Origin of the sequence: Empedobacter brevis (genome assembly GCF_965118635.1) — a bacterium.
Lineage (GTDB): Bacteria > Bacteroidota > Bacteroidia > Flavobacteriales > Weeksellaceae > Empedobacter > Empedobacter brevis_A.
Genome location: NZ_CBCPHV010000012.1, coordinates 29,155 through 43,236, shown reverse-complemented (window position 1 = coordinate 43,236; position 14,082 = coordinate 29,155). Strand labels below are relative to the sequence as shown.

Annotated in this window: 14 protein-coding genes; 6 read left to right on the top strand and 8 right to left on the bottom strand. The window is 30.4% G+C overall.

Translation table 11 applies throughout. The features are described from left to right. The first annotated feature begins 107 nt into the window (after positions 1-107). The 3 genes from ACMHJW_RS12755 (at position 108) to ACMHJW_RS12745 (ending at position 4,208) form a co-directional block, all read left to right on the top strand. Complete coding sequence (locus ACMHJW_RS12755) at positions 108-2,222, top strand: prolyl oligopeptidase family serine peptidase (protein WP_413533798.1); 2,115 nt, start codon at positions 108-110, stop codon at positions 2,220-2,222. Between the two features lie 77 nt (positions 2,223-2,299). Then, positions 2,300-3,148 (top strand): hypothetical protein, encoded by an 849-nt coding sequence (locus ACMHJW_RS12750; protein ID WP_413533797.1) that lies wholly within the window; start codon positions 2,300-2,302, stop codon positions 3,146-3,148. Positions 3,149-3,158: 10 nt separating this feature from the next. After that, positions 3,159-4,208: an NAD(P)-dependent alcohol dehydrogenase gene (locus tag ACMHJW_RS12745; RefSeq protein ID WP_413533796.1), complete on the top strand. Its 1,050-nt coding sequence runs from the start codon at positions 3,159-3,161 to the stop codon at positions 4,206-4,208. Positions 4,209-4,280: 72 nt separating this feature from the next. Here the strand turns inward: ACMHJW_RS12745 and ACMHJW_RS12740 are convergent, their stop codons facing one another. Next, a complete protein-coding gene (locus ACMHJW_RS12740) occupies positions 4,281-4,502 on the bottom strand; it encodes a hypothetical protein (RefSeq protein WP_413533795.1) in 222 nt (73 codons plus the stop codon). Positions 4,503-4,530: 28 nt separating this feature from the next. After that, positions 4,531-4,788 (bottom strand): hypothetical protein, encoded by a 258-nt coding sequence (locus tag ACMHJW_RS12735; protein ID WP_413533794.1) that lies wholly within the window; start codon positions 4,786-4,788, stop codon positions 4,531-4,533. A 304-nt stretch (positions 4,789-5,092) separates the two neighbouring features. Between ACMHJW_RS12735 and ACMHJW_RS12730 the strand changes: the two genes are divergently transcribed. Together ACMHJW_RS12730 and ACMHJW_RS12725 are read left to right on the top strand one after the other, a co-directional pair. Beyond that, the gene (locus tag ACMHJW_RS12730; protein ID WP_413533793.1) at positions 5,093-6,169 is read left to right on the top strand and encodes a hypothetical protein; all 1,077 of its coding nucleotides are present in this window, start codon (positions 5,093-5,095) and stop codon (positions 6,167-6,169) included. Further along, entirely contained in the window at positions 6,153-6,782 is a 630-nt protein-coding gene (locus tag ACMHJW_RS12725) for a hypothetical protein (RefSeq protein ID WP_413533792.1), read from the top strand. The genes ACMHJW_RS12730 and ACMHJW_RS12725 overlap by 17 nt, the downstream gene beginning before the upstream one ends. On the opposite strand, the gene ACMHJW_RS12720 is transcribed toward ACMHJW_RS12725, so the two are convergent. The 5 genes from ACMHJW_RS12720 to ACMHJW_RS12700 form a co-directional block, all read right to left on the bottom strand. Continuing rightward, positions 6,722-7,279, bottom strand: coding sequence for a 5-formyltetrahydrofolate cyclo-ligase (locus ACMHJW_RS12720; protein ID WP_413533791.1), 558 nt, complete (start codon positions 7,277-7,279; stop codon positions 6,722-6,724). The genes ACMHJW_RS12725 and ACMHJW_RS12720 overlap by 61 nt on opposite strands. Before the next feature lie 316 nt (positions 7,280-7,595). Continuing rightward, a complete protein-coding gene (locus ACMHJW_RS12715; RefSeq protein WP_413533790.1) occupies positions 7,596-8,495 on the bottom strand; it encodes a hypothetical protein in 900 nt (299 codons plus the stop codon). A gap of 40 nt (positions 8,496-8,535) precedes the next feature. Continuing rightward, positions 8,536-9,009: a ribonuclease HI gene (gene rnhA, locus ACMHJW_RS12710; RefSeq protein WP_413533789.1), complete on the bottom strand. Its 474-nt coding sequence runs from the start codon at positions 9,007-9,009 to the stop codon at positions 8,536-8,538. Between the two features lie 4 nt (positions 9,010-9,013). After that, positions 9,014-10,864 (bottom strand): M1 family metallopeptidase, encoded by a 1,851-nt coding sequence (locus ACMHJW_RS12705; RefSeq protein WP_413533788.1) that lies wholly within the window; start codon positions 10,862-10,864, stop codon positions 9,014-9,016. Next, positions 10,861-11,607: a lysophospholipid acyltransferase family protein gene (locus tag ACMHJW_RS12700; protein WP_413533787.1), complete on the bottom strand. Its 747-nt coding sequence runs from the start codon at positions 11,605-11,607 to the stop codon at positions 10,861-10,863. The genes ACMHJW_RS12705 and ACMHJW_RS12700 overlap by 4 nt, the downstream gene beginning before the upstream one ends. Before the next feature lie 168 nt (positions 11,608-11,775). Between ACMHJW_RS12700 and pgi the strand changes: the two genes are divergently transcribed. Continuing rightward, complete coding sequence (pgi, locus tag ACMHJW_RS12695; RefSeq protein ID WP_413533786.1) at positions 11,776-13,428, top strand: glucose-6-phosphate isomerase; 1,653 nt, start codon at positions 11,776-11,778, stop codon at positions 13,426-13,428. Between the two features lie 104 nt (positions 13,429-13,532). On the opposite strand, the gene ACMHJW_RS12690 is transcribed toward pgi, so the two are convergent. Then, positions 13,533-14,045 (bottom strand): thioredoxin family protein, encoded by a 513-nt coding sequence (locus tag ACMHJW_RS12690; protein WP_413533785.1) that lies wholly within the window; start codon positions 14,043-14,045, stop codon positions 13,533-13,535. Between the last annotated feature and the right edge of the window lie 37 nt (positions 14,046-14,082).

Here is a 14,082-nt window from a genome sequence, read left to right as displayed (position 1 = left end):
AAATTTAAAAATCTGAGAGGATTTTACGCAAATTTATATCATTTTTTTTAATACCAATTTATCTTTTTGATTTTATTATCTTTACCAAAACAGCTATTACAAAAAAGATGAAAAAAACTGCTTTTATTTTATTTAATGTTGCCCTTATGGTAGGAGTGAATGCACAAAGTTATAAGAAAAAATATCCAGAAACGAAGAAAATAGATCATGTTGATACGTATTTTGGAGAGAATGTAGAAGATCCATATCGTTGGTTAGAAGACGATTTGTCTAATGATACAAAGAAATGGGTAATAGAACAAAATAAAGCGACTTATGCTTATTTGAATGAAATTCCATTACGTACACAATTAAAAAAATCGTTAACGGATATTTGGAATTATGAGAAAATCTCAACACCATTCAAAGAAGGAAATTATACATATTATTACAAAAATGATGGTTTACAACAACATTCAGTTTTGTACCGCAAATTAGGAGAAAATGGAGCAGAAGAAGTTTTCTTAGATCCGAATAAATTCTCAAAAGATGGTTCTGTTTCTTTAGCAGATGTTAGTTTTTCTAAAGATGGAAGTTTGGTTGCGTATTCTATTTCTGAAGGAGGATCGGATTGGAGAAAAGTAATTGTCCTGAATACAAAAGATAAAACACAAGTTGGAGAAACATTGATTGATGTTAAATTTTCTGGAACAGCTTGGAAAGGAAATGATGGTTTCTACTATTCTTCTTATGATAAACCAAAAGGTTCAGAATTATCAGAAAAAACAGATCAACACAAATTATATTATCATAAATTAGGAACAGCTCAGAAAACAGATAAATTGATTTTCGGAGGTTCTGAAATTCCTCGCCGTTATGTTGGTGCTTATTTAACAGATGATGAACGTTTCTTGATCATTTCAGCTGCTAATACAACGACAGGAAATGAATTGTATTATCAAGATTTGTCTCAACCAAATAGCGCAATAAAAACGATTGTGAATAACTTTGAAACAAATACATCTGTTATTGACAATGATGGCGAAACTTTTTACATTTTTACAAATAACAAAGCACCAAATAATAAAGTTGTAAAAGCAACTATTTCTAATTTAAACGAAACAGCTTGGGAAACTGTTATTCCAGAAACTGAAAATGTATTATCGGTATCTACAGGTGGAGGATATTTATTTGCTAAATACCTAAAAGATGCAATTTCGGTTGTTGAACAATATAAATACGATGGAACAAAGGTTCGTCAAATAACTTTACCAGGAGTAGGATCTGCATCAGGATTTGGTGGAAAAAAATCGGAAAAAGAAATCTATTTCGGATTTTCTAACTATATCACACCATCTACAAGTTATAAATACAATGTAGAAACTGGTTCATCTGATGTTTATATCAAACCAAATGTGAAATTTAATTCGAATGATTATATTTCGGAACAAGTTTTCTATACATCAAAAGACGGAACAAAAGTTCCGATGATTATTACATATAAGAAAGGCTTAAAGAAAAATGGTAAAAATCCTACAATCGTTTATGGATATGGAGGATTCAACATTAGTTTAACACCAGGATTTAGTCCAGCAACTGCTGCTTGGATTGAAAATGGTGGAGTTTACGCAGTTCCAAATTTACGTGGAGGAGGAGAATATGGTAAAAAATGGCATGATGGAGGACGTCAATTTAATAAATTGAATGTTTTTAATGATTTCATTGCTGCTGCAGAATATTTACAAAAAAATAATTACACTTCACCAGACTTTACGGCTTTATCAGGAGGTTCTAATGGAGGTTTATTGGTTGGAGCAACAGAAACGATTAATCCAAAAATTGCAAAAGTAGCTTTGCCTGCGGTAGGTGTTTTAGATATGTTACGTTATCATACATTCACTGCTGGAGCAGGTTGGGGATATGATTATGGAACAGCTGATGACAGCAAAGAAATGTTTGAATATCTAAAAGGTTATTCACCTGTGCATAATGTAAAAGAAGGAACATGTTATCCGGCAACTTTGGTAACGACAGGAGATCATGACGATCGTGTAGTTCCTGCACATTCGTACAAATTTGCTGCAAATTTACAAGCAAAACAAGCTTGTGATAATCCAGTTTTAATTAGAATCGAAACAAAAGCTGGTCACGGAGCAGGTCGTTCTACAGAGGTTGTGATTAATGAAACTGCTGATAAATATGCATTCACTTTGTGGAACATGGGAATCAAGAAATTGAAATAATTATAAGTGTTAATTTATTCAAAATCCATCTGATTATTCAGATGGATTTTTTATATATTTATCTAAAATACAATCCAATGAAAAAATTATTTACTTTAATTATTTTATGCTCAACTTTTTCTTTTGGGCAATATATAAAAGAAGCAACTTTTAGACTAAAAGATGGAAAATCAATAGACGTTCGTGATGTGGTTTATTCTGAAAAAGTATATCAGTTTACAAAATCAGATAATCCATATACATTAGAGTCTATTCCTATAAAATATGTCACAGAAATTAAATTTGATTCGATAAATTATTCTAAAAAAGTTCCTGATTTAAAAGAAACTTTCTTCGAAAATGATTTACCAGAAGGAATTTACGAAACGATAGACGATTTTTATAAAAAAGAACCAACTTCTACAGAAGCTATAACTGGTAAAGAAGAAGGTTTAAACTTATATGAGCGACCAAGGGATTTGATGACTTTTAAGTTTAAATCTAATGATAAAATTATAAAAAAACCTTTTGCTGTAGTTTACAGAGGAGAATTATATTTTGGGATTAAAGGAATTGATAAACATGAATCGAAGGAAATGCAAGGAAGTTTCGCCTTAATGCATTCAATAAATAGATATGTTAGAGTAAAGTATAAAACAGAGAATTATTATTATACAGATATGCCTCTTAAAACAGCTGGATCGGTTATAGCTGGCGCTGCTGTAGGAGGAGCAATTGGAGGAGCAATTATGGCATCAGCGGGAGGTCGAAATAGTTTTCGTCCTGTAGTATTAATAAACAATGAGCAAAAATTTTATGAAGTTAAAAATTGTAAACGTTTTAATGAATATTTTAAAACACGATTAAATCTAACTTTTAATTGTGATAATAAAGACGAACATGAATATAATATAGAGAATGTTAGAAAAATAATGATTAATAATTAAACAACTAAAAATGAGTACAAAAACATATGCAGCGTTTAATGAAACAGATCCATTAGCGCCACACACGATAGAACGTAGACATTTACATGCGAAAGATATTTTTATCGATATTGAATATTGTGGGGTTTGCCACAGCGATATTCATACAGCGAAAGGAGATTGGGGAAAACCAAATTATCCAGTTGTTCCTGGTCACGAAATCATTGGTCGAGTAAAAGAAGTTGGTTCAGAAGTAACGAAATTCAAAGTTGGAGATTTGGTTGGAGTAGGTTGTATGGTAGAATCGTGTCAACATTGTCATTCTTGCGACGAAGGTTTGGAACAATATTGCGAAAACGGTTTTACAGGAACATATAATTCTAAAAATTCAAAATATGGAGGAGTAACTTATGGTGGATATTCAGAAAATATTGTCGTTGAGGAAGATTTTGTGCTTCATGTTCCTGAAAATATCGATGTAAAAGCTGCTGCTCCACTATTATGTGCAGGAATTACAACTTGGTCGCCTTTGCGTCATTGGAATGTAAAAGCGGGTGATAAAGTCGGTGTAATCGGACTTGGAGGTTTAGGACATATGGGCGTTAAATTTGCAAAAGCAATGGGTGCACATGTTGTAATGATTACAACTTCCGAATCGAAAGGTGAAGATGCAAAGAAACTTGGAGCTGATGAGGTTTTAATTTCAAAGGATGCAGATCAAATGAAAGCGCATACAAACTCATTTGATTTTCTGTTGAATACAATTCCTGTAAAGCACGATGTTAATCCATATTTACAATTATTAAAATTAGATAAAACAATGTGTATGGTTGGAGCTATCGAGCCTTTAGATGCTATTCACGGAGGTTTATTGATTATGAAACGTCGTAATTTAGCAGGATCTTTAATTGGAGGAATTAAGGAAACACAAGAAATGTTGGATTTTTGTGGAGAACATAATATTGTATCCGATGTAGAAATGATCGATATTCAAAACATTAATACAGCTTACGAACGTATGATGAAATCTGATGTAAAATATCGTTTTGTAATAGATATCAAATCATTGAAAGAATCTTAATCCTAAGATATAGAAAATATATATTCAAAAAAAATCCGCTCATCGAGCGGATTTTTTTAAGTTTTAAAGTTTCTATTTTGCAACAGAATCTTTCATTGTTTGTGCTGAATTTTCAGTTTTCGAAGAATCTACAGTAACTCCTTCTACAGAATCTGCAGCAGGAATTTCTGCTTTTTCAACATTTACAGAATCTTCAACAACCATTGTTGGTTCTCCTACTGTTGTATGTTTTTGTTTACAAGAAAATGCTGTAAAAGAAATCGCTGCGAAAGCGAATAACGCTAATTTTTTCATTTGATTTTTCTTTAATTTATTCTACTGATTATTTTTTCTCTGTTGTTGTCGTAGTTGTTGTTTCAACTTTTACAGGAGTTTCTGTTACAACTTCAGAATCTTTTATTACAACCGAATCTTTTCCTACAGAATCAATTTTTATTGAATCTTCTATTGTAGTAATTGTATCATTTTTTACTTCTGTTTCAGTTTTTGTTTCTTTCGATCCAAATAAATTACAAGAAGATAAACCAAATGCAGTTCCGATAACTCCTAATACGATTACGTTTAATGCTAATTTTTTCATAACTTTAATTTTTAAAAATGTTTTTAATTGATTTTTTGTTGATTTTCTAATCATTTTGTTGAACCAAAGTTAAGTTCAGAACAATATTTTTCGAAGTAAATTAGTTGTAAGATAATTGTAATCCAACTTGCTAGCATTCAACAAAAGTTTTACAACAAGAGAAATCATTTAACAATGCATTATTAAAGAAATACAACTCAACTTATTAAAAAAATTATTTTATTTGTAGTTGTATTAAAAGACAATTTGTAAAATCATAATTATTTTACAAAATATTGAAAGACAACCTTATAAACTTTATTTTTTGAGCAAATTTACAGATATAGAAATTTTCGAAATTCTGAAAAAAACGATTTCAAATCGATTTTTGGAAGAAAATTCTGCTCAATCCGAAAATATCTCTGATTGGAAGGGGCAAGAAATTACATCTTTTCAAGACGATTTATTCAATAAAACTAGATCTACTGTTAGTGAAAAATGGTTTTATACGTATTTTAAGTCAGATTTTAAGAAACTTCCACGTATTGATATGCTCAATCTTTTGGCGCAATATTGTGGATATAAAAACTGGGCACACTTTTTAAACGCCCAAAAAATAGAACATTTTGGTTCAAATAAAGTTGAAGAATCTTCGATTGAATCAACAGAAAATGAAACTAGTTTAGCAGAGGAAAACGTTCAAGAAGAAACGAAAGTAGATATTCTAGCAGAGCCTTCACAAGAAAAAGAAGGAATTCCTGAAAAGAAGGAAGTTGCTAAAATAAAACCGAAACAAAAATTAATTTCAATAATAGTTGCAAGTGTTATTTTATTGAGTGGAATTGGTATTGCTATATATTATTCTTTTTTTATCCAGAGAGAATATGAATTTTGTTTTGTAGATTCAGATAGACAAAGCAAAATAACAAATTCTGTTGAGGTTACAATTATCAGAGATGGTTTTACGCCACTTTATTTATCGACGAAAACAGGTTGTATCAAATTCGAATCCCAAAAAGATACAATCAAGATGTTTGTAAGTTCTCCTTATTATAAACAAGATACATTTAAGGTTAATTTGCATCAATATAATCAACCAGAAAAGTTATTATTAGAACCGGATGATTATAAGATTATGCTGTATTATTATTCAAATTCAGCAAAAGATTTAAAGCAACGAATATCTAAACTTAATCAAATGATTGCAGATGATGCTTTGATTTATCAAGTTTATGATAATGATTTTTTTGGTGTAGAAATTCTTTCAAAACAGCAGTATATCAATTTGGTTACAATGCCAACGACATCGTTAAAGAATTTCTCTTTAATTGAATCGGAAAGCAAAAAAGGAAAAATTGTTAAATTAAAATTTAAAATCCAACAAGATGAAAACGATAAGTAAATTGGTTCAGTTTAGCATCGTATTGCTATTGGGTGTTTGGATTATATTTTCGTGCAAAGACGATAAATATAATGGGGATTATAATCCTGAAATGATAAAAGGTTATAAGAATGAATCGTCAACAGTAAGTAGTAAGATGGATTCTGTAGAAGCCGTAAATTTTATTGCAAAACAGAAATTACGCGAATTGTATGAACTTTCTGCGTTGGCATCTAATACAAGTGATACAGTTGTTGATAGTTTGTTGAGAGATCAATTATTGTCTTATTTTCCTAAAAAAGATACAACCGAAATTTTTTCTTTATTAAGAGATTTACGTTCAAAAAAAGTTACTTATACATCTGTATCTAAATTTGCTATTTTGCCGAAAGATTCTATTACACCAGATTCTATAAGACGAATAGCGTATACAATTAATTTTTTCAATTCAGATAAAAAATTAATCGAAACCAATAATCAAGTTGGTGTATTTGTCTTAAAGCAAGAACCAATCAAATTTCAACGAGAATTCAAATTTTATTTTACGACTTTAAAAGAAAAAAAGGATTCGATTCAGAAAGACTCAATTCCTTCAGGAGTGATACAAAAATCAAGTGGGAAATCGCCAAAATAGGCATCTTCAATATGTTCTATAGGTCTAAAAAAACTTAGGCCTATTTTTTTTGAATCTGTTCTACATTTCGCTAAAAATTTATCATAAAAACCGCCACCATATCCAACACGATTTCCATTTTTATCGGCAACAAACATCGGAATAAAAATAACATCTATTTTCGAAGCTTCAACTTCTACGTAATCGATTGGTTCAGGGATTTGAAGTGAATTTAAAACAGTTTCGAAACCATTTTCAACCTTACAATTAATCATATCATCACCAATAACCAAAGGTAGAACAACTTCTTTTTTTTGTTGAAATAACCAATCAATAATTGGATACGTATTGATTTCGTTATTCTTTTCAATTGGTAAAAAAATATGAAAAGACTTTTCAACTGGAAAACTAAGTTGTTTAATATGTTGAAAAATCTTTTCACTTAATTCGTTTACTTCTACTTTTGTAAATTCTTTTCTCAGATTTCGATAATATTTTCTTGCTTCAGCTTTTGTCATTTTATTGATCGTTTGCAACGAAGTTAAGAAATAATTAGTGCTAAAAATAAATAGAATCTGTGGCTTTAATTATTACAAAAAAGCTAAAACAAAAATAAAACAAACTACAGCCATAAAAAGTAATATGTTGACCGGTTTTATTTTCATTTTTTGAAATATAGACTTTTTATAAGTCTTATGAATTCTTTTTGGTTTAGACATTATTGTTGATTTATTTTCTAATAAGATGCAAATGTAATGTAAAGGTTGCGTCAAAAAAAAGAAAAACTAAAAAGAAAGCCTCTAAATAAGCATGATTGAGAAATAATTATCTTTTTCAGCCATTTTTTTTCATTCGCTTATCAGCTACATCTAACCAAGGTTGATATTTACAATGTTTTTGTATTGCTTGATAAATAGTTTGACTGTTAGGATCTTTAGGATCTAGTTCATAGATTAATGAATTAAGAAATCCATTTTTTATTGATGGACTTTTTATGTTTTCTAACAAATAATCTGGGGAAAATCCTTGATATAATTTTTCTTGTAAATTCGTTAAAACAATATTTCGATAACTTTGATAAGTTCTATAATCTTCATCATTATCCAAATCAATTTCATCTAATTCTGTTAAAAAATTATCTGGTAATTGCTGCGATGCAGGATTGTAGTAATTATACGAATCCTTGTACATATACAGTAAATTGATAAAATCGTAGTCGAGATTTGTTTCTTCTGTTTTGATGAATGAAGTATTAACTTCTAGTTTCTCTAAATGTTCAAAAACTTTTTGATGAAATTGTTTAATTTGATTCTTGAAATCTGTTGGGGCTAATTTGAATAATTCTGTATTATCGGTTAAGAATTTATCCGTTTTAAAACTTTTCTCAATTAAATAATTGTTTCTATTTTTTCCTTTTCCAGCGAACTTAAAATTATTTTCAAGTTGTTTTAAATCTGCATTTAAAATCAAGCTATCACCAGGAACCAAATAAATTGTAAATTCTTCTCGCTCTATAGAAAGTGTTTTATAACCTTCGTCAACTAAGAGAAGTGTATCAGAAAAATTTCCATCAAAATCTAATGCAAAGGCTTTTTCTCTGTTATTCAATAATAGATAAATGCTATCTGTTTGTGCATTCGCAATCCGTCCACTAAAGTAGATTATATCATTTTTTTCATTTTTTGGTGAACAACTATAAACTATTAAAAGTAATAGAAGGAATCTCCACAACATCTTCGCTCTCATTTTTCTCTCTATCTATAAAAGTAGATAATTATTCTTCATTTTGATGAATTTCGAAGTAAGAATCTATCTTAAAGTTTTCGGGTTTATTTGCTGCGGCAACAGCCAATTTATCTGCTTCTTCGTTCCAATGATGTCCAGCATGACCTTTTATCCATTGAAAATTGACTTTATGAAGTTTGTAAACTTCTAAAAACCTTTTCCACAAATCAGCATTTTTCTTTCCTTTAAAATTTTTTTGTACCCAACCAAAAACCCAGCGTTTCTGTACTGCATCTACAACATATTTAGAATCCGTTACAATGGTAATCTCTGTATTCGTAAACTTTAATGTTTCTAGAGCTGTAATAACAGCCAACAATTCCATTCGGTTATTTGTTGTTAATCGAAAACCTTGAGAAATTTCTTTTTTTACTTTTTTCTCAGTTTCCAACAGAATACAACCAAATCCTCCAGGACCAGGATTTCCTAACGAAGAACCATCTGTATATGCTACAATTGCCATGTTTTTAAGGTTTGTAATTTAACATTGTATCAATTGTTTGTCGAGCGACAAAATGATAATTTGGACGAGCATCTTTGTAAATATTCTTCGCTAAATCAAGTTGATTAGATTCTTTAAGCGCTAAATATAAAGGTTCTAAAAATTTACGACGACCAACTGTAACTAAAAATTCTTTGGCATTTATATTAACTTTATCATAATGCATTAAGAATGCTTTTTCGTACCAAGCTGTTTGTATTTCAGGATTTTTAGAATCAGTAAAATCATAAATAGAATCCAAATAGGCTAAATCTTCTTTTGTGTTTTTAGTTGTATCTATTTGACGGATAAAATGAACCCATTCGTTTGTTGATTTTGTTGAAATAGCCACTTTTTTTGGAGCAACATTGTTTCGTCCGTTTGTAATATCTTGTTGCAATTGAGATTCTGCTAAATCGAATAATTTTGAAGTTGGTTTTTTCAAATCTTTTGGCCAACCTGTGTTATAAATCCATTCCTGAACAAATGAATCATCTCCGTTGGTTAAATTTGCTTTCAAATATTCTACAAATTTTTCTGTAGTCATTGTTTGGAAAGCATGCGAAGAAAAGTATTGATTCAAGAATTTATCAAATTTTTCACGCCCATATTTATCTTCTAACATTTTCAAGAATAAATAACCTTTATCGTAAGGAACATCTGAAAAAGCATCATCAGGATTTGATCCAGTCATGTCTACTTTTAAAGAAGTATATTTTTCAGGAATATTTTTCATCGAAGTTTCTAAATCCTGAAAACCAATTACCGAAATCATATCTGCATAATCTTTTCCTTCTAACTCTTCCATAATTCTACGCTCGAAATAAACTGTAAATCCTTCGTTTACCCAGAAATCATCCCAAGTAGAATTTGTGACTAAATTTCCAGACCAAGAATGTGCCAATTCGTGTGCAATCAAATTTGTCATCGAGCGATCTCCAACAATAGCGGTTGGTGTAGCAAATGTTAAACGTGGGTTTTCCATTCCTCCAAAAGGAAAAGACGGTGGTAAAACCAACACATCAAATTGTTCCCAAGGATATTTTCCGTATAGTTTTTCGGCAGCTGTTACCATTTTTCCCATATCGGCAAATTCCCAAGCAGCAGCTTTTAGCAAGCCAGGTTCTGCGTAAATACCAGTTCTGTTATCAATTTGTTGATATTGAACATCACCAACAGCCAAGGCAATCAAATAAGGAGCGATTGGTTGTGGCATTTTGAAAGTATAAACTCCTTCTGTATTTTTTTCTTTCGGATTAATAGCGCTCATTAAAGGCAATAAATCTTTCGGCGTTTTTACTTTCGCATCGTATGTTAAGCGAACACTTGGTGTATCTTGAATCGGAATCCATGAACGTGTTAAAATAGCTTGACCTTGAGACAATAAAAAAGGATGTTTCTTGTCGTGAGTTTGTTGTGGATTCAACCATTGTAAAGCATTTGCATCAGGTGAAGTTTTGTAGAAAACTTTTACAATTGTATCATTTGGCGTGACATCAATGATTAATGCTTGACCTTTTATCGAATCCTTTTGACCTAATTTATAAGTTGTTTTTTGTCCATTCGCTAATAAAACTGAATCAATTGTCAATTTTTCAGTATCTAAAATCAATTGTTTTGCTTTATTATTTTGGAATGTATAAGCTGCAGAACCTTTGATTTGATGCGTATTGAAATCAGTTTCGATATCTAAACTTAAATGTTTGATTCTCGCTTTATCTAAATCAGCAAAAGTTTGATTGTCTTTTGCTTCAATTTCTCTAGTAGAAGTGATTTGTTTATTGCAACCAACCGCTGTTAAAGCTGTTCCTAATGCGATATAAACTAAATTTTTCATTGTTCTAAATCTTTTAAAATCATGTTATAAGCAGCTTCTTTCAAAGCAATTTTATCGTTTTTTACATTCAAATCTTTCGTTTCGAATGTTGCTAATAAACGGACTTTTATTTTTCCTGGATATCCTCTAAACCAATCAAATGGAAACATTTTATTTAATCCATGAATTGATAAAACAGCCAAAGGAGTTTTTGTTTCAATTGCAATGTTAAACGCTCCATCTTTAAAAGGATCCAAATAAATCTTGAATTCTTTTTCATCTGTTACTCCGCCTTCAGGAAAAATAAAGATGCTCAAGTTCTTGTCTAATTTTTTCTTTGCTTCAGGATAAACTTGCGCTTTACTACGAGCACTTCTTCGATCAACAGGAATGCAAATTCGTTCGAATATTCGTCCAAATATAGGAATTTTAAGTAATTCTGCTTTCCCTACAAATACGATTGGATGATGTTTCAGAATCGTTAACATCAACATAATATCCATTACTGAAGTATGATTAGCTATAAAAATATAATTTTCTTTCGAATCGAGCGGAACAAGTTTTTTGTAATCAATTCTAAATCCAGTTCCATACAATACAAATTTTCCCCAATAACGAACAAAAGGATAGATATAAGGAAACGTTCTATCGAAATTTGCCAAAGGTAAAACGATGAAAACGCCAATTATTAACACATAAATTGTGGCTAATAAAATCATCCAAATGCGCCAAATAAGGACTAAAAAACCTGTGATGTATTTCATGAAGTTGGTTTAGTGAAGTAAAGATAAAAAAATTAGCTTGTTGTCGATGATTCTAATTTTTTTTGATTTGGAGAAAAATAGTAAACTAATTCATTTTCATCGAAAACTAGATTTTGAGATATAGTTGAAATGATTAAATTTGTTAAGGAAAGAATACTAAAAAATATTATGGCTTTAAATACAATCAATCCAACAACAACAAAAGCTTGGAATGCTTTACAGAAACATTTCGAAACGATTCAGCATACATCAATCAAGGAATTATTTGCTCAAAACCCAAAACGTTTTGAAGAATTTTCTATTCAATATCCTTCATTATTAGTCGATTATTCGAAGAATAGAATTAATGCTGAAACGATTCAACTTTTGGTTGATTTAGCAAAAGAAATGGATGTTGATTCAGCAATTCAACAAATGTTTGAAGGAGATGTAATCAATGTTACAGAAAAGCGTGCAGTTTTGCATACTGCTTTGCGCAATCGCTCTAATGAAGCGGTTTTGGTTGATGGAGAAGATGTTATGCCTCAAATTAATGAGGTTTTAGAACAAATGAAATCTTTTTCAGAAAAAGTAATTTCTGGAGAATGGAAAGGTTTTTCAGGAAAAGAAATTACAGATGTTGTTAATATTGGAATTGGAGGTTCCGATCTTGGGCCAGTTATGGTCACTGAAGCGTTGAAACATTATAAAACACGTTTAAATATCCATTTCGTTTCAAATATTGATGGAACACATTTAGCAGAAACTTTTAAGGAAATAAATCCAGAAACTACTTTGTTTATCGTTGCTTCAAAAACTTTTACAACGCAAGAAACGATGACGAATGCTTTTTCGGCAAAAGAATGGCTTCTAAATTCTGATGCTAAAGAAGAGGATGTTGCGAAACATTTTGTGGCTTTGTCAACAAATGCAGAAGGTGTTGCTAATTTCGGAATTGATACAGCAAATATGTTCCAATTTTGGGATTGGGTAGGAGGTCGTTATTCACTTTGGAGCGCAATTGGTTTAAGTATTGCTTTGGCAGTTGGTTTCGATAATTTCGAAGAATTATTGGAAGGAGCTCATGAAATGGATATTCATTTTAAAACTGAAACTTTAGATCAAAATATTCCAGTTATTTTGGCGCTTTTAGGAATTTGGTACAACAATTTCTTTGGAGCTGATTCGGTTGCTTTGTTGCCTTATGAACAATATTTATCACGTTTTGCGGCATATTTTCAACAAGGAGATATGGAATCGAATGGTAAATATGTTGGTCGTGATGGTAAAAAAGTAGATTATGAAACTGGACCAATTATTTGGGGAGAACCAGGAACAAATGGGCAACATGCATTTTATCAATTGATTCATCAAGGAACAAAATTAATTCCAGCTGATTTCATTGCAGGAGCTAATTCGTTGAATGTTTTAGGCGATCATCATGCAAAATTATTATCCAACTTTTTTGCACAAACAGAAGCTTTGGCATTTGGAAAAGATGAAGAAACAGTTGTTGCTGAATTAGAAAAAGCAGGAAAATCGAAAGAAGAAATTGATTTCTTAACTGCTTTTAAAGTTTTTGAAGGAAATCGTCCTACAAATTCAATTTTATATGAAGTTTTAACGCCAAAAGTTTTAGGAAATTTAATCGCGATGTACGAACACAAAATTTTTGTACAAGGTGTTATTTGGAACATTTTTTCTTTTGATCAATGGGGAGTTGAGTTAGGGAAACAATTAGCAAATGTTATTTTACCTGAGTTAGAAAATGATGAACAAGTTACTTCTCATGATTCTTCTACAAACGGATTAATCAATACGTATAAATATTGGAGAAAATAATTATCAATATAATAGAAAATTAATTTGATTTTCTATATTCATAATAATAGGACAAATTAAAAAATAAAATGAGTTCGGTTAAATTGCCGAACTCATTTGTTTTATTATTTCTTTTTCAAAATAAAAACTTCTTTTATTTTTTCTGGATCAACTTTATCGTTTTTCGTTGTTTTTTCAAGCTTTGTAATCAAATTATTTACTTCTTCTTCTGAAGCTGGACCGCCAAGATTTTCTCCATTTACACGAGAATCTTCTAAAACTTTTCCATCCGAATCTAAAATTACCCAAAATGGTAAACCTTGATTTTTTCCTCCTAGTTTTTCATTTATAGCATCTCCACCTGGAGTTTCTAAATTTTTCTTTTCCGCACGTTCTTGAACAGTAATAAATGTTTTGACATAGTTGGAATCAAAATATGATTTTACAGCAGGATCATCCATATTTTTTTCCATTTTTTTACACCATCCGCACCAAGAAGCATGGAAAATCAAAAAGACATTTTTATTTTCGATTTTCGCTTGATTTTGAGCTTTAGCTAATATTTCTGTTGCTGTTTGCGCGTTTACGATTCCTGAGAAAGCAATCATAAAACTTACGATTAAGGCTTTTAATTTCATTGTAATAAGTATTTAAGTAAATGTAAATAAATAATTG